Origin of the sequence: Pseudarthrobacter raffinosi, from assembly GCF_023913835.1 — a bacterium.
Lineage (GTDB): Bacteria > Actinomycetota > Actinomycetes > Actinomycetales > Micrococcaceae > Arthrobacter > Arthrobacter raffinosi.
Genome location: NZ_JAMXBG010000001.1, coordinates 1 through 17,328, shown reverse-complemented (window position 1 = coordinate 17,328; position 17,328 = coordinate 1). Strand labels below are relative to the sequence as shown.

The 17,328-nt window shown below is 64.6% G+C and carries 18 protein-coding genes; 12 read left to right on the top strand and 6 right to left on the bottom strand.

Going from position 1 to position 17,328, the window contains the following annotated elements; translation table 11 throughout:
- Nucleotides 1–861: a formyltetrahydrofolate deformylase gene (purU, locus tag NG697_RS00090; protein WP_252603627.1), complete on the bottom strand. Its 861-nt coding sequence runs from the start codon at nucleotides 859–861 to the stop codon at nucleotides 1–3.
- 257 nt (nucleotides 862–1,118) lie between these two features.
- Here purU and glyA point away from each other — a divergent pair, with 257 nt between their 5' ends.
- The 7 genes from glyA (at nucleotide 1,119) to NG697_RS00055 (ending at nucleotide 7,729) form a co-directional block, all read left to right on the top strand.
- Entirely contained in the window at nucleotides 1,119–2,417 is a 1,299-nt protein-coding gene (gene glyA / locus NG697_RS00085) for a serine hydroxymethyltransferase (RefSeq protein ID WP_308293008.1), read from the top strand.
- A gap of 3 nt (nucleotides 2,418–2,420) precedes the next feature.
- Nucleotides 2,421–3,320 (top strand): bifunctional methylenetetrahydrofolate dehydrogenase/methenyltetrahydrofolate cyclohydrolase, encoded by a 900-nt coding sequence (locus NG697_RS00080; RefSeq protein WP_252613071.1) that lies wholly within the window; start codon nucleotides 2,421–2,423, stop codon nucleotides 3,318–3,320.
- A 217-nt stretch (nucleotides 3,321–3,537) separates the two neighbouring features.
- Nucleotides 3,538–4,101: a hypothetical protein gene (locus NG697_RS00075; protein WP_058929690.1), complete on the top strand. Its 564-nt coding sequence runs from the start codon at nucleotides 3,538–3,540 to the stop codon at nucleotides 4,099–4,101.
- Nucleotides 4,102–4,111: 10 nt separating this feature from the next.
- Entirely contained in the window at nucleotides 4,112–4,945 is an 834-nt protein-coding gene (locus tag NG697_RS00070) for an exodeoxyribonuclease III (protein WP_252607792.1), read from the top strand.
- 19 nt (nucleotides 4,946–4,964) lie between these two features.
- Nucleotides 4,965–6,008 (top strand): tryptophan--tRNA ligase, encoded by a 1,044-nt coding sequence (trpS, locus tag NG697_RS00065; protein ID WP_252603635.1) that lies wholly within the window; start codon nucleotides 4,965–4,967, stop codon nucleotides 6,006–6,008.
- Between the two features lie 4 nt (nucleotides 6,009–6,012).
- Nucleotides 6,013–6,609 carry a 2'-5' RNA ligase family protein gene (locus tag NG697_RS00060; RefSeq protein ID WP_252607793.1) on the top strand — a complete coding sequence of 199 codons (597 nt, stop codon included), beginning with the start codon at nucleotides 6,013–6,015 and terminating at the stop codon, nucleotides 6,607–6,609.
- 37 nt (nucleotides 6,610–6,646) lie between these two features.
- Nucleotides 6,647–7,729, top strand: coding sequence for a YihY/virulence factor BrkB family protein (locus tag NG697_RS00055; protein ID WP_252603640.1), 1,083 nt, complete (start codon nucleotides 6,647–6,649; stop codon nucleotides 7,727–7,729).
- Here the strand turns inward: NG697_RS00055 and NG697_RS00050 are convergent.
- The 5 genes from NG697_RS00050 to sdhC all read right to left on the bottom strand — a co-directional run bounded on the left by NG697_RS00050 (nucleotide 7,686) and on the right by sdhC (nucleotide 12,099).
- Nucleotides 7,686–8,456, bottom strand: coding sequence for an alpha/beta hydrolase family protein (locus NG697_RS00050; protein WP_252603643.1), 771 nt, complete (start codon nucleotides 8,454–8,456; stop codon nucleotides 7,686–7,688). The two genes, NG697_RS00055 and NG697_RS00050, sit on opposite strands and share 44 nt — an antisense overlap.
- Before the next feature lie 94 nt (nucleotides 8,457–8,550).
- Entirely contained in the window at nucleotides 8,551–9,333 is a 783-nt protein-coding gene (locus NG697_RS00045) for a succinate dehydrogenase iron-sulfur subunit (protein ID WP_058929685.1), read from the bottom strand.
- A 1-nt stretch (nucleotide 9,334) separates the two neighbouring features.
- Entirely contained in the window at nucleotides 9,335–11,134 is a 1,800-nt protein-coding gene (gene sdhA, locus NG697_RS00040) for a succinate dehydrogenase flavoprotein subunit (RefSeq protein WP_252566498.1), read from the bottom strand.
- 104 nt (nucleotides 11,135–11,238) lie between these two features.
- Nucleotides 11,239–11,715 (bottom strand): succinate dehydrogenase hydrophobic membrane anchor subunit, encoded by a 477-nt coding sequence (locus NG697_RS00035; RefSeq protein ID WP_252603645.1) that lies wholly within the window; start codon nucleotides 11,713–11,715, stop codon nucleotides 11,239–11,241.
- Nucleotides 11,716–11,718: 3 nt separating this feature from the next.
- Nucleotides 11,719–12,099: a succinate dehydrogenase, cytochrome b556 subunit gene (gene sdhC / locus NG697_RS00030; RefSeq protein ID WP_082576094.1), complete on the bottom strand. Its 381-nt coding sequence runs from the start codon at nucleotides 12,097–12,099 to the stop codon at nucleotides 11,719–11,721.
- A gap of 257 nt (nucleotides 12,100–12,356) precedes the next feature.
- Here sdhC and NG697_RS00025 point away from each other — a divergent pair, with 257 nt between their 5' ends.
- The 5 genes from NG697_RS00025 (at nucleotide 12,357) to NG697_RS00005 (ending at nucleotide 16,886) form a co-directional block, all read left to right on the top strand.
- Nucleotides 12,357–13,490, top strand: coding sequence for a mannose-1-phosphate guanylyltransferase (locus NG697_RS00025; RefSeq protein WP_252603648.1), 1,134 nt, complete (start codon nucleotides 12,357–12,359; stop codon nucleotides 13,488–13,490).
- Nucleotides 13,491–13,577: 87 nt separating this feature from the next.
- A complete protein-coding gene (locus NG697_RS00020; RefSeq protein WP_252603650.1) occupies nucleotides 13,578–14,777 on the top strand; it encodes an amidohydrolase in 1,200 nt (399 codons plus the stop codon).
- A gap of 178 nt (nucleotides 14,778–14,955) precedes the next feature.
- Nucleotides 14,956–15,390: a MarR family winged helix-turn-helix transcriptional regulator gene (locus tag NG697_RS00015; RefSeq protein ID WP_252602441.1), complete on the top strand. Its 435-nt coding sequence runs from the start codon at nucleotides 14,956–14,958 to the stop codon at nucleotides 15,388–15,390.
- 45 nt (nucleotides 15,391–15,435) lie between these two features.
- Nucleotides 15,436–15,867 carry an organic hydroperoxide resistance protein gene (locus NG697_RS00010; protein ID WP_252602440.1) on the top strand — a complete coding sequence of 144 codons (432 nt, stop codon included), beginning with the start codon at nucleotides 15,436–15,438 and terminating at the stop codon, nucleotides 15,865–15,867.
- Nucleotides 15,864–16,886, top strand: a complete 1,023-nt coding sequence (locus NG697_RS00005) for an NADP-dependent oxidoreductase (RefSeq protein ID WP_252602438.1) — start codon at nucleotides 15,864–15,866, stop codon at nucleotides 16,884–16,886. The genes NG697_RS00010 and NG697_RS00005 overlap by 4 nt, the downstream gene beginning before the upstream one ends.
- The last annotated feature ends 442 nt before the right edge of the window (nucleotides 16,887–17,328 follow it).

Below are 17,328 nucleotides of genomic sequence, written 5' to 3'. Positions count from 1 at the left end.
CTAGTTAAAGACCACTGTCCGGTTGCCGTCCAGCAGCACCCGGTGTTCTGCATGCCATTGGACGGCCTGCGTCAGGGTGCGGCCCTCCACGTCCCGGCCCATCTGCACGAACTGCTCCGGAGTGCGGGCGTGGTCCACGCGGATGACTTCCTGCTCGATGATGGGGCCCTCGTCCAGCGCGGCCGTGACGTAGTGGGCAGTGGCGCCGATCAGCTTCACGCCGCGGGCATGAGCCTGGTGGTAGGGCTTGGCGCCCTTGAAGGACGGCAGGAACGAGTGGTGGATATTGATGGCCTTGCCGGTGAGCTCCGCGCACAGGTCATCCGAAATGATCTGCATGTAGCGGGCCAGGACGGTCAGTTCGATATCGTGCTCGGCCATGAGGGCGCGCAGCTTGTCCTCGGACTGGGCCTTGGTGTCCGGGGTGACCGGGATGTGGTGGAACGGGATGCCGTAGAACTCGGCCAGCCCGGCGAGGTCACGGTGGTTGGAGACGATGGCCGGGATCTCGATGGGCAGGGTGCCGGAGCGCTGCTGGAACAGGATGTCGTTGAGGCAGTGCGCGGACGTGCTGGCCATCAGGAGCGTGCGCACCTTCTGGCCCACGGGGTTGAGGCTCCACTGCATGCCGAAGGAGTGGACCACCGGCTCAAGGGCGGCCTGGACCTCGGCCCGGGAGGCCGTCGTCGTCGCTTCCACCCGCATAAAGAAGTTGCCGGTTGCGGGGCTGCCATACTGCTGCGAGTCCAAAATATTACAGCCCGCCACCAGCAGCGCTCCGGCCACGGCGTGGACAATTCCGGGGCGGTCCGGGCAGGACAATGTCAATACGTAAGCTCGGTTCAGCTGCTCTTCAGTCACGACTACAAGCCTACCCGCGCGGCCCGCCCGCGTTTGGTAGTCTGGTGGGGTCGCAACTGGCGTTGGGTGGCTAACCACCAGGGAGTGGCAATCACGAAGACCACGGATCGTACGCCTGGGCCGAGGGTCATGTCTTACCGGAACTGCACCCTCTGAGGGTGCGGTTCGCTTTCACGCCCTGTCATCAAGGGGCGGTGATGTGCGCCAGCCGGTAGCCTGACCTTAGCAGTGCCCGTATCCCTAGCCAGGAGTTTTTCGTGACTACTACCGCCACCACAACAGCCGCCGTCAGCAACCAGTCGCTGGCCGAGCTTGACCCCGAAATCGCAGCAGTCCTCAGCCAGGAACTTGGCCGCCAGCGCGGCACCCTGGAAATGATCGCCTCCGAAAACTTTGCCCCGCGCGCTGTGATGGAAGCCCAGGGCTCGGTCCTGACCAACAAGTATGCCGAAGGCTACCCGGGCCGCCGTTACTACGGCGGCTGCGAATATGTGGATATCGCAGAGCAGTTGGCCATCGACCGCGTCAAGGCACTGTTCGGTGCCGAGTACGCCAACGTCCAGCCGCACTCCGGTGCCCAGGCCAACGCCGCAGCACTGTCCGCCATGATCGCTCCCGGTGACAAGATCCTGGGCCTGTCCTTGGCCCACGGCGGCCACCTGACCCACGGCATGAAGCTGAACTTCTCCGGCAAGCTCTACAACGTGGCTGCCTACCAGGTGGAGCCGGACAACTTCCGCGTTGACATGGACAAGCTGCGCGAGCAGGCCATCGCCGAGAAGCCCCAGGTCATCATCGCCGGCTGGTCCGCCTACCCGCGCCACCTGGACTTCGCGGCCTTCCGCTCCATCGCCGATGAAGTGGGCGCGCTGCTCTGGACCGACATGGCACACTTCGCCGGACTGGTGGCTGCGGGGCTGCACCCGAGCCCGGTTCCGTACTCCGACGTCGTCACCTCCACCGTGCACAAGACCCTCGCCGGCCCCCGCTCCGGCGTGATCCTGGCCAAGAAGGAGTGGGCCAAGAAGATCAACTCCAACGTCTTCCCGGGCCAGCAGGGCGGCCCGCTCATGCACGTCATTGCGGCCAAGGCCGTGGCCTTCAAGATCGCCGCCACCGAGGAATTCAAGGAACGCCAGGAACGCGTCCTGGAAGGCGCCCGGATCATCGCCGACCGCCTCAACCAGTCCGACGTCGCCGACGCCGGCGTCTCCGTCCTCACCGGCGGCACCGACGTGCACCTGGTCCTGGTGGACCTGCGCGACTCCCAGCTCGACGGCCAGCAGGCCGAGGACCTCCTGCACTCCGTGGGCATCACCGTGAACCGCAATGCGGTTCCGTTCGACCCCCGCCCGCCGATGGTCACCTCCGGCCTGCGCATCGGCACCCCGGCCCTGGCCACCCGCGGCTTCGGTGCTGCCGAGTTCACCGAGGTGGCAGAGATCATCGCCACTGCACTGAAGGCCGGCACCGCCACGGACGTCGAGGCACTGCAGTCCCGCGTGGACAAGCTCGCCGCCGATTTCCCGCTGTACCCGCTGCACGAGCAGTGGTAATCCATGACCACTGAAACTGGAACTGCACAGATTCTTGACGGCAAAGCCACCGCCGCTGCCATCAAGGCCGAGCTGACCGAACGCGTGGCCGCACTCAAGGCCAAGGGCGTCACCCCCGGACTGGGGACCGTTTTGGTGGGCTCCGACCCCGGGAGCACCTGGTATGTGGGCGGCAAGCACAAGGACTGCGCCGAGGTGGGTATCACGTCCATCCGCCGCGACCTCCCCGAGGAAACCACGCAGGACGAACTCCTCGCCGTGGTCCGTGAGCTGAACGGGAACCCGGAATGCACCGGCTACATCGTGCAGCTTCCCTTGCCCAAGCACATCAACCAGGACGTCATCCTGGAGGCCATGGATCCGGTCAAGGACGCAGACGGCCTGCACCCGATGAACCTGGGCCGCCTGGTGGCCAACGTCAGCGGACCGATGAACTCGCCGCTGCCGTGCACCCCCAAAGGCTGCGTGGAGCTCCTCACCCGGCACGGCATCAGCCTCAAGGGCAAGCGCGTCCTCGTGGTGGGCCGCGGCGTGACCATCGGCCGTCCCGTCGGGCTGCTGCTGACCCGCAAGGACGTCAACGCCACGGTCATCCTGGCGCACACCGGGACCGTGGACCTGGCCGCCGAACTCCGCCAAGCCGACGTCGTGATCGCCGCCGCGGGAGTCCCGCACATGATCAAGGCAGCGGACCTCAAGCCGGGCGCAATAGTGCTCGACGTCGGCGTGAGCCGTGTTGACGACGGCAACGGTAAGGCAGTGGTCACCGGAGACGTGGACCCCGCCGCTGCCGACGTCGCCTCGTGGATCTCCCCGAACCCGGGCGGCGTGGGGCCGATGACCCGCGCCATGCTGCTCGCCAATGTGGTGGAAACCGCGGAGCGCCAGGCGGGAATCGCCTAGTTTCGTTCCTCAACAGCAAAGCCCGACGGCGGTCAGCACCTCCACTTGAGGTGCGGGCCGCCATCGGCCGTTAACCGTGCCCAGCCCAACTAAGTAGCGCTATCTGTCGTTTTGGAGGCTCAAAACGACAGATAGCGCTACTTAGTTGGGAGCGTGCAAGTGTTCGCCGGGGGTGGAAGGTGCGCTGGGGCTCTGCTGCGTTTGAGACAATAGACGCATGCGATCTCTGGGTAACACTCAATCTCCGTCCGGCCGGCCCAAGGGCGGCTTCTCCATGCTGCGGATCAGCGGCCCGGGAATGATGGTCTTTGTCATCGCGTTCATCGTTGCCGTGATCTTTGCCGCGAACCAGAACGACGTCGTGGGCTGGGTTGTCGCCATCATCGCCGCTTTCTGGCTGGCCCTCGCAGCCTTTGTGGTGTTCAGCATCCAGAAGGCGGCCAAAAAAGCCGGCGCGAAGCTGACGGAAGCCCAGAACGCCTTCAACAGCGCAGCCGGCCGTGCGCCGTCGTCGTCCTCGGCCGACCACGGCGGCACCCGGGTGGTGTACGAGCGGACCGAAGCGGACGAAGTCCGCGACCTCAAGCTGGACCACTCCTTCAAGATCGTCCAGGTCCAGATCCAGGTAGTGGAGAAGGAACGTGCCAAGGGCGAGGCAGCGGACCAGGATACGATCCGCCGCGCGCTGGAGACCATCGAGATCACCGCCACCAACGCCCGCGACATGATCCGCGCTGCCGGCGGCACCGGCGACCCGGTCAGCGGAACCATCATCGACTAGAGTAGTGCGGGTGATCTCGGCATTGAAGAAGGACCACCTTCGCATCGCATCAGTCAACGTCAACGGCCTCCGGGCTGCCTACAAGAACGGTATGGCGGCATGGCTGGAGCCCCGCGAGGTGGACATTGTCTGCCTCCAGGAAGTCCGGGCCCCTGACGCGATTGTGCGCCAGCTGCTCGGTGATGGCTGGCACATCCTGCACGCCGAAGCCGAGGCCAAGGGCCGCGCCGGCGTAGCCATCGCTTCCCGCGAAGAACCGCTGGACACCCGCAACGGCATCGGCGATGACTACTTCGCCACCGCCGGACGCTGGGTTGAGGCTGACTTCAGGGTGGCCGACGCCGAGGGGAACCCCGCGCAGCTGACGGTTGCCAGCGCCTACGTGCACTCCGGCGAGGTGGGTACCCCGAAGCAGGTGGACAAGTACCGCTTTTTGGATGTCATGACCACCAGGCTGCCGGAACTGTCCAAGCACAGCGATCACGCACTGGTGGTGGGGGACCTCAACGTGGGCCACACCGAACGGGACATCAGGAACTGGAAGGGCAACGTCAAGAAGGCCGGCTTCCTGCCTGACGAACGTGCCTATTTTGACCGCTTCTTCGGCGAGGACATCGGCTGGAAGGATGTCCACCGTGGCCTGGCGGGCGACGTCGACGGTCCCTACACCTGGTGGTCACAGCGTGGGCAGGCGTTCGACAACGACACCGGCTGGCGCATCGACTACCACATGGCCACCCCGGACCTCGCCGCCGCCGCGTTCTCGGCAGTGGTTGACCGGGCGCCTTCGTGGGACACCCGCTTCTCTGACCATGCCCCGCTGGTAGTGGACTACCGGCTCTAAGCCCCGAAGGTTTTTTCCCATGACTAGCCCGAATTCCCCGGTGACCAAGAAACGCATCCTCTCCGGCGCCAAGCCCACGGCGGACTCCCTGCACCTGGGCAACTACATTGGCGCTGTCCGCAACTGGGTGGACATGCAGGCTGAATATGATGCCGTCTTCTTCATCCCGGACCTTCACGCCATCACCGTGGACTTCGATCCCGCCGAGCTTGCCAAGCGCACCCGGGTGGTTGCCGCGCAGTACATTGCCGCCGGCATCGACCCGGACAAAAGCATCTTCTTTGTGCAGTCCCACGTCCCCGAGCACGCCCAGCTGGCCTGGGCCCTGAACTGCATCACCGGCTTCGGCGAAGCGTCCCGGATGACACAGTTCAAGGACAAGACCCAGAAGTCGGGCGCGGACGCCGCAACTCTTGGCCTGTTTGCCTACCCCACGCTCATGGCAGCCGACATCCTGCTGTACCAGACTGACCTCGTGCCGGTGGGCGAGGACCAGCGGCAGCACCTGGAGCTCACACGGAACCTGGCCCAGCGCTTCAACACCCGTTACGGCCACACGTTCACCGTGCCGGAGGCCACCATCCTCAAGGCCAGCGCCAAGATCTATGACCTGCAGAACCCCAGCGCCAAGATGTCCAAGACGGGGGAGTCGCCCAACGGTTCCATCCAGCTGCTGGAGGACCCCAAGCTCGCCGCGAAGCGCATCAAGTCCGCGGTCACTGACACGGGATCCGAAGTCCGGTTCGATGCCGAAGCCAAGCCCGGGATCTCCAACCTCCTCACCATCTACTCCACGCTCACCGGAAAGTCCGTGGCTGAGCTGGAGACGGAGTACGAGGGCAAGATGTACGGCCACCTGAAAGTGGACCTTGCGGAGATCATGGTGGACTTCATCACGCCGCTGCGGAACCGCACCAACGAACTGATGGCTGACCCGGCCGAGCTGGACCGGCTGCTGGCCCAGGGCGCCGAGCGGGCCAGGGAAATCGCCGCAGTGACCCTTGGCCAGGTCTATGAGCGCATGGGCTTCCTGCCGTCCCTCAGCCTCGCAGGCGTCCGCTAGCTCGATGTCGGCCGCCAGCAATGTCAGTGAAGGAATGAGCGTAGGCGTCATTCTGGGCTTTCCCCCTGCCATCGCCGAGGAGCTTCAACGGTGGCGCGCCTCCTTCGGGGACCCCATGGCGGGGGTGGTGCCCGCGCACATCACGCTGGTCACCACCACGGCCACCCAGGACTGGGCAGCCACCCAGGCGCACGTCCGCGACGTGGCGCGGCGGCAGGTCCCGTTTATGGTCACCATTGCCGGGACCGGAACGTTCCGGCCGGTCTCCCCGGTGGTTTACATCAACGTCGAGGACGGGTTCGACTCCTGTGTGGAGCTCCACGAAAGACTCCAGAGCGGCCCGCTGCAACGCGAGTTGCCGTTCTCGTACCACCCGCATGTCACCATCGCCCACGATGTCGCGCCCGAAAGCCTGGACGAAGCCGAAACGGTGCTTGAAAGTTACCGGGCGACGTTCCCGGTGGTTAGCATGGGACTCTACGAGCACGATGCCGACGGCATTTGGCAGCTACGGGAAGAGTTGGACTTTGGGACCGAAACTGACGACGGCGGGTCCTTCGCCGCGGACGCCGACGCAAACGGAGCCACCGCTCCCTACTGAACAGGCCCGCCTGAAGCTCGCCGTCATCCAGAAACGGATGGAGTGGGGCAAAGCCAGAAGGTCCGACGGCGGCCCGGTGGCCAGCTCGCTGGCGATGCTCCAGTGGCTGCTGGCCAGGCTTAATGCCTTCCGCCCGATGCGCGCGTGGCAGCACTACAACCTCCAGCATGGCCCGTTGATGAGCGCCGGCATCGGCTTCAACATGTTCTTCTCCATCACCGGCCTGTTGGCCACGGGTTTCTCCGTTGCCGGCCTGGTGCTGCGGGGCCAGCCTGCCCTGCTGGACACCATCATCCGCAGCGTGGCCCAGAGTGCGCCCGGACTGCTGAAGGTGGGCGGGGGAGAAGGGCTGGTTGATCCGAACGACCTCCTGAACCCGGACGGACTCGGCTGGACCGCCGTGATTGCTGCCGCGGTTACGGTCATCACGTCCCTGGGCTGGATCGCCGGACTCCGCGACGGCCTGCGCGGTGTGGTGCAGTTGCCGCCCCTGAAAATCAACCCGATTGTCCTTAAACTGCGCGACGCCGGCACCCTCCTGCTCCTGGGAGTGGCCCTGGTGATCAGCGCCGGAGCGTCCCTGGTGTTCGGCACGGCGGCTGGCTGGGTCACGGACTTCCTGCAGCTGGATCCGGCGGTGGCAGGTCCGCTGACCACAGCGATCAAGATCGGTGTGCCGCTGACGCTCAACTGGGTCACGGCCGTCATCATGTTCCGGCTGGCCGGTGGGCTCAAGCTCTCCCGGCGGGCACTCCTGGAGGGGACCATCCTTGCCGCGGTGGGCACCACCGTCCTGCAGGTCTTCAGCACTGAACTGCTGGCCGGTGCGGGACGGAACCCCATCCTGGCGCCGTTTGCCATCATCATCGGCCTGCTGATCTGGTTCAACCTGGTCAGCCAGGTCTACCTCGTGTCCGCCGGCTGGTCCACCATCCGTGAAGAGGACCTCAGGAGCGCACCCGCAGGCCAGGAGAAAGCACTGTGGGGCTCCCGGCAGGTCCAGCCCGGCAAGGTACCCGTGGAGGGCCACAGCGACGGAAAGGGCCCCGGCGCCGGGCACCAGGGCAGCCCGGCAGTTACTTCCCGGCGTCGAGGTACTGGTCGGCCCAGGCAGAAATAATCCTGGCGGCCCGGGCTGCCTGGCCCTTGCCGGTCAGCAGGTGGTCGCTGCCTTCGAGTGAGACGAAGTTCCGCGGATGGCGCGCCGTCTGGAAGATGGTGCTGGCGTTCTCGATGCCCACGGTGTTGTCCGTGGGGGAGTGGAGGACCATCAGCGGTTTGTGCAGCTGCCGGATGCAGTCCGTGAGGTCCGCGTTTTCCAGGTCCTCCACAAAGTGTTTCCGGATCTCCACGCGTTTCCCGCCGAGGTCCACTTCCGCGCTGCCCTCGCTGAGGATCTTGTCCAGTGCGGCGTCAAAGACGTGGGCCACGTGCTTGGGTGAGAACGGGGCCGCAACTGTTGCGACGGCGTCGAGCTCCGGGATCTGTCGGGCGGCCGAAAGCACCGCCGCGCCGCCGAAGGAGTGTCCCACCAGCAGCGAGATGGCCCTCCCGTGGCTGCGCATGAACTCGGCGGCCACCACGGTGTCCGCCACCTTGTGGCTGAAGGAGCCCTCCGACCAATGGCCGGCTGACTCGCCCAGCCCCAGGTTGTCGAAGCGGAGCATCCCGATGCCGGTGTCGGCCAGGGCCTTGCACATCCGGGACGCCGCCGGGCTGTCTTTGCCCAGGGTGAAGCCGTGTGAGAAGACGCCCCAGCCCCGCACCGGCCCCTCCGGGACGTCGATGATGCCGGACAGGAGCTCGCCGGTGGAACCTTCGAAGCTGACTTTTTCGGAGCGGGACATCGCGTGCTGCTTTCGTTGGTGCCGTCACGTGTTAAACAACGACGGCGCCCATCCCACCTAAGGTGGGTGACGCCGTCGTAAGCAAGAACCTGAATTAGATCTTACGGGAGAGAATTGCCTGCTTGACTTCGGCGATTGCCTGGGTCACCTGGATGCCGCGGGGGCATGCTTCGGAGCAGTTGAAGGTGGTGCGGCAACGCCACACGCCTTCCTTGTCGTTCAGGATTTCCAGGCGCATGTCGCCGGCATCATCACGGGAATCGAAGATGAAGCGGTGGGCGTTGACGATCGCGGCCGGGCCGAAGTACTGGCCATCGGTCCAGAAGACCGGGCAGGAGGACGTGCACGCCGCGCAGAGGATGCACTTGGTGGTGTCGTCGAAGCGCTCACGGTCCTCGGCGGACTGCAGGCGTTCCTTGGTGGGCTCGTGGCCCTTGTTGATCAGGAACGGCATGACTTCGCGGAAGGACTGGAAGAACGGCTCCATGTCCACGATCAGGTCCTTCTCCACCGGCAGGCCCTTGATGGGCTCAACGGTGATGGGCTTGGTGGTGTCCAAATCCTTAAGGAGCGTCTTGCAGGCAAGGCGGTTGCGGCCGTTGATGCGCATGGCATCAGAACCGCAGACACCGTGGGCGCAGGAACGGCGGAACGATACGCTGCCGTCAATTTCCCACTTGACCTTGTGCAGGGCGTCCAGCACGCGGTCGGTGCCGTACATGGTCACCTTGAAGTCGTCCCACGTGGCGTCCTCGGACACCTCAGGGTTGTAACGGCGGACGCGCAGGGTGACGTCGAACGTGGGGATCTCTCCGCCGCCTCCGATGTGTGCGGGCAGTTCGATCTTGGAGGCTGGCTCAGCAAGTTCAGCGGTCATCTTAGTACTTCCTCACCATCGGCTCGTAGCGGGTAAAGACAACCGGTTTGGTGCCCAGACGGATGCCGGCGATTGCCTCTGCCGAGCCGTCGGCCGGGGCGTGGTCATCCTTGTACGCCATGGAGTGCTTCATGAATTTTTCGTCGTCGCGTTCCGGGAAGTCCTCACGGAAGTGTCCGCCGCGGGATTCCTCACGGTGCAGGGCGGCCACGGTCATGACCTTGGCCAGTTCCAGCAGGAAGCCCAGTTCAACGGCCTCGAGCAGGTCCAGGTTGAAGCGCTTGCCCTTGTCCTGGACGCTGATCTTCTTGTAGCGGGCCTCGAAGGACTCGATGTCCGTCAGGACCTGGTTCAGCGTGTCAGCCGTACGGAACACCTGCATGTTGGCGTCCATGGTGTCCTGGAGTTCCTTGCGGATCACCGCCACCTTCTCGTCGCCGGTGCCGTTGCGGGCAATGTCCAGCAGCTCGATGGTGTAGGCCTCCGGATCCTCTGGGAGGTCCACGAAGTCAGCAGTCTTGGCGTACTCCGCGGCGGCGATGCCGGCGCGCTTGCCGAACACGTTGATGTCCAGCAGTGAGTTGGTGCCCAGGCGGTTGGAGCCGTGGACCGAAACGCAGGCGACCTCGCCGGCGGCGTACAGGCCCGGGATGACGGTGTCGTTGTCCTGCAGGACCTCGGTGGTGATGTTGGTGGGGATGCCGCCCATGGCGTAGTGCGCCGTGGGGAACACCGGAACCGGTTCCGTGTACGGTTCCACGCCCAGGTAGGTGCGGGCGAACTCGGTGATGTCCGGGAGCTTGGCATCGATGTGCGCAGGCTCCAGGTGGGTCAGGTCCAGCAGGACGTAGTCCTTGTTCGGGCCGCAGCCGCGGCCTTCGCGGACTTCGTTGGCCATGGAGCGGGCCACGATGTCACGCGGTGCCAGGTCCTTGATGGTGGGGGCGTAACGCTCCATAAAGCGCTCACCCTCGGAGTTACGCAGGATGGCGCCCTCACCGCGTGCGGCTTCGGACAGCAGGATGCCCAGGCCGGCTAGGCCTGTCGGGTGGAACTGGAAGAACTCCATGTCTTCCAGCGGGATGCCGCGGCGGAAGGCGATGCCCATGCCGTCACCGGTGAGGGTGTGGGCGTTGGAGGTGGTCTTGAAGACCTTGCCGGCGCCGCCCGAGGCGAAGATCACGGACTTGGCCTGGAACACGTGCAGCTCGCCGGAGGCAAGGTCATAGGACACGACGCCGGCAACACGCTTCTGCTTGTACGGCGTGCCGTCCTCGCGGACAGCGTCTTCCTCGACCGTCAGGAGGTCAAGGACGTAGTACTCGTTGTAGAACTCCACGTTGTGCTTGACGCAGTTTTGGTACAGCGTCTGCAGGATCATGTGGCCGGTGCGGTCAGCTGCGTAGCAGGCACGGCGGACGGGCGCCTTGCCGTGGTCGCGGGTGTGGCCACCGAAGCGGCGCTGGTCGATCCGGCCTTCGGGCGTGCGGTTGAACGGCAGGCCCATCTTTTCCAGGTCCAGCACGGCGTCGATGGCTTCCTTCGCCATGACCTCGGCGGCGTCCTGGTCAACCAGGTAGTCACCGCCCTTAATGGTGTCAAAGGTGTGCCATTCCCAGTTGTCTTCTTCGACATTGGCAAGGGCCGCACACATGCCACCCTGCGCCGCACCGGTGTGCGAGCGGGTGGGGTAGAGCTTGGTCAGTACTGCTGTTCGCGCGCGCTGACCGGACTCGATCGCGGCGCGCATGCCAGCGCCACCGGCACCGACGATGACGACGTCGTACTTATGGACCTGCATACTTGGGCGCTCTTTCTCTCAAAATTCGCTATGAAACAACGGGCGGGCGTTGCCTGCACCGCAAAATACAGCCTGCGGCTCACCGCGGGCAGCGGATGATCTGGCTACGCGGGGCAGAATCCGCCGGGCAGCGGAACGCCGTCAACCACGGGGCACGGGTTGAAGGTGAAGATCACCAGGGTGCCAAGGACGATGATCACGGTGGTGGCCGCGTAGAGGACGATCTTGAGCCAGAGTCGGGTGGAATCCTTCTCGGCGTAGTCGTTGATGATGGTGCGTACGCCGTTGGTGCCGTGCAGCATGGCCAGCCACAGCATGGCGAGGTCCCAGATCTGCCAGAACGGGTCAGCCCACTTGCCGGCGACGAAGCCGAAGTCGATGGCTTGGATGCCTTCGCCCACCAGGAGGTTCACGAAGAGGTGCCCGAAGATGAGCACCACCAGCACTACGCCGGAAAGGCGCATGAACAGCCAGGCGAACATTTCGAAGTTGCCCCGGCTTGCGCCGGTGCGGCGGTACTGGGGGGAGATCTTGCCGCTACTGTTTTTCCCACTGCGTGGGCTGTCGATCGTTGCAGTCATGGCTCAGTGACCTCCAAGTGCGAGGGAAAGGTGGCGGATGGAGAAGCCGACCATAACAACTACCCACAGGGCCAGGACGGTCCACAGCATCTGGCGCTGGTATTTGGCGCCCTTCTTCCAGAAGTCGACGGCGATGATCCGCAGGCCGTTAAAGGCGTGGAAGACAATCGCGGCAACCAGGCCCGTTTCACCCAGGGCCATAAGGGGGTTCTTGTAGGCACCGATAACAGCCGTGTAGGCCTCCGGGGACACACGCACCAATGAGGTGTCCAGCACATGGACCAACAAGAAGAAAAAGATCACTACACCGGTAATCCGGTGTCCTACCCAGGACCACATGCCTTCACGGCCGCGGTACAAGGTGCCAGCTGGTTTTGTCGGCACTGATAAACCTCCCTGCAACACAGCGGCGCTGGCATGAGATCCACGCGGGGGGAACGCCTGCTGCGAGAGCAACTCGTAGCTCAGGCCTAAATCTAGGCTTCGCTCACAGCTTATTCAATTTAGGAACTCCTTGGTGACCCCGCAATGCCTGCGTTTTGCCTGCAGATGAGACGAACACCACATCATGGCGCGCCCGCGGGGGTTGGCGGAGGGTTCTGAAAGGGGCAGTTCACGGCTCGTCAGCTAAAGTAGCCGTGATGAGTACAGACAAAGTGACAAGCCCGGATTCACCCCTGAACCGCTTTATTGCGGTCATTCCGGCAGGCGGAGTGGGGACTCGCCTCTGGCCCCTGTCACGGGCAGCAGCTCCCAAATTCCTCCATGACCTCACCGGGTCCGGCAGCACTTTGCTGCGCGCCACCTACGACCGCCTCGAGCCGCTGGCAGGCAGGCGCGTCCTCGTGGTGACCGGCACTGCACACCGGGCCGCCGTCTGCCGGCAGTTGCCCGAGGTCCAGGAGTCGGACCTGGTCCTGGAGAGCGAGCCCAAGGATTCCGGCGCCGCCATCGGCCTGGCTGCCGCCATCCTGTACCAGCGCGACCCGGACACCATCATGGGTTCCTTCGCCGCTGACCAGGTCATCAGTCCTGACCACCTGTTCCAGCAGGCCGTCCGCGAAGCCATCCACACGGCCGCCGCCGGCAAGATCGTGACCATCGGCATCAAGCCGACCCACCCGTCCACCGGCTTCGGTTACATCCGCGCCGGCGCGGAACTCAACATCGAAGGTGCGCCCAGCGCCCAGGCCGTTGTCGAGTTCGTAGAGAAGCCGGACGAGGAAGTTGCCCAGCAGTATGTGGACAGCGGTGAGTATGTCTGGAACGCAGGAATGTTCGTGGCTCCCGTTGCCCTGATGCTGAGGCACCTTGAGGCCAACCAGCCGGAGCTGTTCAAGGGCCTGCAGGAGATCGCCCAAGCCTGGGACACTCCCGAACGTGATGTCGTCACAGCCCGCGTTTGGCCCACGTTGCCCAAAATCGCCATTGACTATGCGGTGGCCGAGCCTGCCGCCGCTGCCGGCGATGTGGCCGTTGTGCCGGGCACGTTCGGATGGGACGACGTCGGAGACTTTGCTTCGGTGGGCCGGCTCAACAGTGCGCGGGAAGTCGATGACGTCACCGTTATCGGTGAAGGCGCCCGGGTTTTCACCGAAAACGCCAGCGGTGTGGTGGTTTCGGACACGAAGCGCGTGATCGCCCTGATCGGCATCAAGGATGTGGTCATCGTTGACACGGGCGATGCCCTCCTGGTGACCACCAAGCAGCACGCGCAGCGGGTCAAGGGAGCCGTTGACGCGCTCAAGGCCAGTGGCGACACCGACGTTCTGTAACCCGGTCGGGAGTGTCCAGGCGCGGCACAATCTGTAACGCGCCCGCCGTGATGACGCTATTCCGTGGACGCTCGCTAGAGTAAATGAGTGCGTAATTACACTACTGAAGCCGAGCCCACCGCATTAGTGCGGCCATGGTTGGAACCCCTCCTGCCGGAGCTGATCGACTTCCGCCGAGATCTGCACGCGCACCCCGAGCTTTCCTTCAAGGAATTCCGCACCACAGACAAGCTGTTGGAGCGGCTCGAAGCCGCCGGACTGGCTCCGCGGCGGCTTGAAGGCACCGGCCTCACCGTCGACATCGGCGAGGGGCCCATCGCCACAGCGCTCCGGGGCGACATTGACGCCCTGCCCATCATCGAGGAAACGGGGCTGCCGTTTGCCTCGAAGAACCATGGCGTCACGCATGCCTGTGGCCACGACGTACACACCGCCGCCATGCTCGGCGTCGCTCTGGTCCTGCAGCGCATGCACGAGGAGTCCCCGCTGGGCGGTTCGGTCCGGATCATTTTCCAGCCTGCCGAGGAGACCATGCCCGGCGGCGCTCTGTCCTGCATTGAGCAGGGCGTCCTGGACGGTGTGCCGCGCATCCTTGCGCTGCACTGTGACCCGAGGATCGACGTCGGACGCATCGGCACGCGCATCGGCGCCATCACTTCCGCCTCGGACACCATCAGGATCGAGCTGAGCGGCCGCGGCGGCCATACCTCCCGTCCGCACCTGACGGAGGACCTCGTGTTCGCCCTGGCACAGATCGCCGTGAATGTTCCGGCTGTGCTGTCCCGCCGCGTTGACGTGCGCAGCGGTGTCTCTGTGGTGTGGGGCCATATCTCCGCCGGATCGGCGCCGAACGCCATTCCCGGCACGGGCTTCATGGCCGGGACCATGCGCTGCCTGGACCGCGATGCCTGGAAGGACGCCGGCGAGCTCCTGGACGAAGTGGTACATCAGGTGGCCGCGCCCTACGGTGTCGAAGTACGCCTGGAGCACACCAGGGGAGTGCCGCCGGTGGTGAACTCCGAGGACGAGACGGCTCTGATCGAGGCCGCAGCCCGCGCTGAAATCGGCGAGGGCGCCGTAGTGCTGACGCCGCAGTCCATGGGCGGCGAGGACTTCGCCTGGTTCCTGGCTGAACGGCCTGGCGCCATGATGCGCCTGGGTACCAAGACCCCCGGCGGCGAAGAGTACGACCTGCACCGCGGTGACTACATCCTGGACGAACGCGCCCTGGGCCTGGGTATCCAGGTCCTCACGGCAGCTGCCCTCCGGACCATCCGCGACCTCTAGCCCCGCGCCCCCGACCTACCTAAACCCCTGGCGCGAACGGACACTTAACCACCACCCCCGGCGCGAACTGGCAGATAACACCCTCAAATCCCGGTTTTGAGGGTGTTATCTGCTCGTTCACGCGTCCCTTTGGCGCGGTAAGTTGTGCACAATTGAATTGTGGACTACCGTCTTAGGTATGACTGAAGCCCCCCGCCTCGACCGCCAGGTGTGTTTTGCGCTGTACTCCGCGTCCCGCGCGGCAACAGCGGTCTACCGCCCCGTCTTGGAAGACCTCGGCCTGACGTACCCGCAATATCTGGTGATGCTGGTCCTCTGGGAATCGGAGCCGAAGGGCGTCAAGGAGCTCGGCGAGGAACTGGGCCTTGACTCCGGCACGCTGTCGCCGCTGCTCAAGCGGCTTGAGGCCATGGGGCTCGTGGAGCGCCGCCGGTCCGGGGAAGATGAGCGCCGTGTTGCAGTCCACCTGACGCCGACCGGGCGCTCGCTCAGCAGCAAGGCCAGCGGGATTCCACGGCACCTTGCGGACGCCGCCGGGTTGTCATCCGAGGAGCTGGAACAGCTTCGCACCACCTTGGAAAGGCTCACCGAAGCTCTTCACCGCGCGCACTGAGCGCCAAGATTTTCCGTTATCCACATCCAACAGGACGGACCACATATGAAGACTCTCTACACTGCCGAGGCCCTCGCTTCCGGCGAAGGCCGGGACGGCAACGCACGCACCAACGACGGCAAGCTGGATGTCTGCCTGGCCAGCCCTGTGGAGCTGGGCGGTGACGGCCAGGGCACCAACCCGGAGCAGCTGTTTGCCGCCGGTTACGCGGCCTGCTTCCACTCCGCGCTCCGCCTCGTAGGGCGCAAGGAGCGCGCAGACCTGACCGACTCGGCCGTCGCGGCCAAGATCCACTTTGGCGCGCTGACAGACGGCGTGGGCTATGGCCTCGCTGCTGAACTGGAGATCGCTGTTCCGGCCCTGGATCTCGCCACGGCCGAGTCCCTGGTCGCCCAAGCGCATCAGATTTGCCCATATTCCAACGCCACCCGCGGAAACATGACGGTGGACATCAAGATCCTGGAGTTCGCAGCATGAGCCTGACAACGGCACTTCCAACATCCAGCCGGGAAATCCGCCTGGCCTCACGTCCGGTAGGGCGTCCGGTCAGTGAGAACTTCCGGCTGGCAGAGTCACCGCTGACGGAGCTTCAGGACGGCCAGATCCTGGTCCGCAACCTCTACATCTCCGTGGACCCTTACATGCGCGGCCGTATGAACGACGTCAAGTCGTACTCGGCGCCGTTCGCGCTGGATGCAGCGCTCGACGGCGGCGCCATTGGTGAGGTCATCGCGTCCAGGGCCGAAGGGCGGAAAGTGGGGGACGCCGTCGTCCATCAGCTGGGCTGGCGGGAATTCGCCGTACTGGACGCAGACTCAACCTCGGTTGCCCGCACGGACCTTGCGCCGGCGTCGGCGTTCCTTGGCGCGCTGGGCATGACCGGCCTGACGGCGTACGCCGGCCTGCTCAAAGTGGCGGAGTTCAAACCCGGCGATGCGGTGTTCGTGTCAGGTGCGGCGGGTGCCGTGGGCTCTCTTGTGGGCCAGATCGCCAAGGCGATGGGCGCTTCCAGGGTCATCGGCAGCGCGGGAACCGCGGAGAAGGTGGCCCGGCTCCTGGAACTGGGCTTCGACGCCGCGTTTAACTATAACGACGGGCCGGTGCTGGACCAGCTTGTCCAGGCCGCAGGACCCGCAGGCATTGACGTGTATTTCGACAACGTGGGCGGCGATCACCTGGAAGCTGCCCTGGCGGTCCTGAATGTGGGCGGCCGCGTTGCCATGTGCGGCGCGATAGCCCAGTACAACTCCACCGAACCCACCCCGTCACCGCGGAACCTCGCGCTTGCCATTGGCAAGCAGCTCATCCTGCGGGGGTTCCTGGTCGGCGGACAGCGCCAGCACAGTGCTGAATTCTTCGGGAAGATGTCAGCCTGGCTTGCGGACGGTTCAGTCCAGTATGACGAGACCGTGGTGGATGGACTGGAGAATGCGCCCCAGGCCTTCATGGATCTGCTCGATGGTGCGAACACCGGCAAGATGCTGGTGCGCCTCTAAGCTCCCCACCAGCGCGAACGGACACTTGGGGCCCCTCCCGGGCGGGCCCCAAGTGTCCGTTCGCGCTTAAAGGAGGGGCGCAGCCAAGACGACTTCTACTGGTTGGTAACAAATTCTCAACAATCTTCGGGATCCGGCGCCAATGTGGTAGCGGATGTGCTGCAGGCCACTAATGTTGGTTCTATCAGAGCGCTTCGGCGCAGTGCTGCGGACCGTCAGTGAAAACAGAATTTCAGGGTTGAAACAGACACTCATTGAATTCACGTCGTAGCGCCTCTCTCTTCATCCTGGAGGAATCTTGAAGACATCACTGCGTGCACACGTCAAGCGCGGTTCAGTTGCTAGTGCAGCGTGTCGTTGATTACTTTGGGTCTGATTGTTTGTCAGACTTGATTCATGGTTTATCTGGCAAGGGCATTGGAATTGCGCGACGGGGACCGAG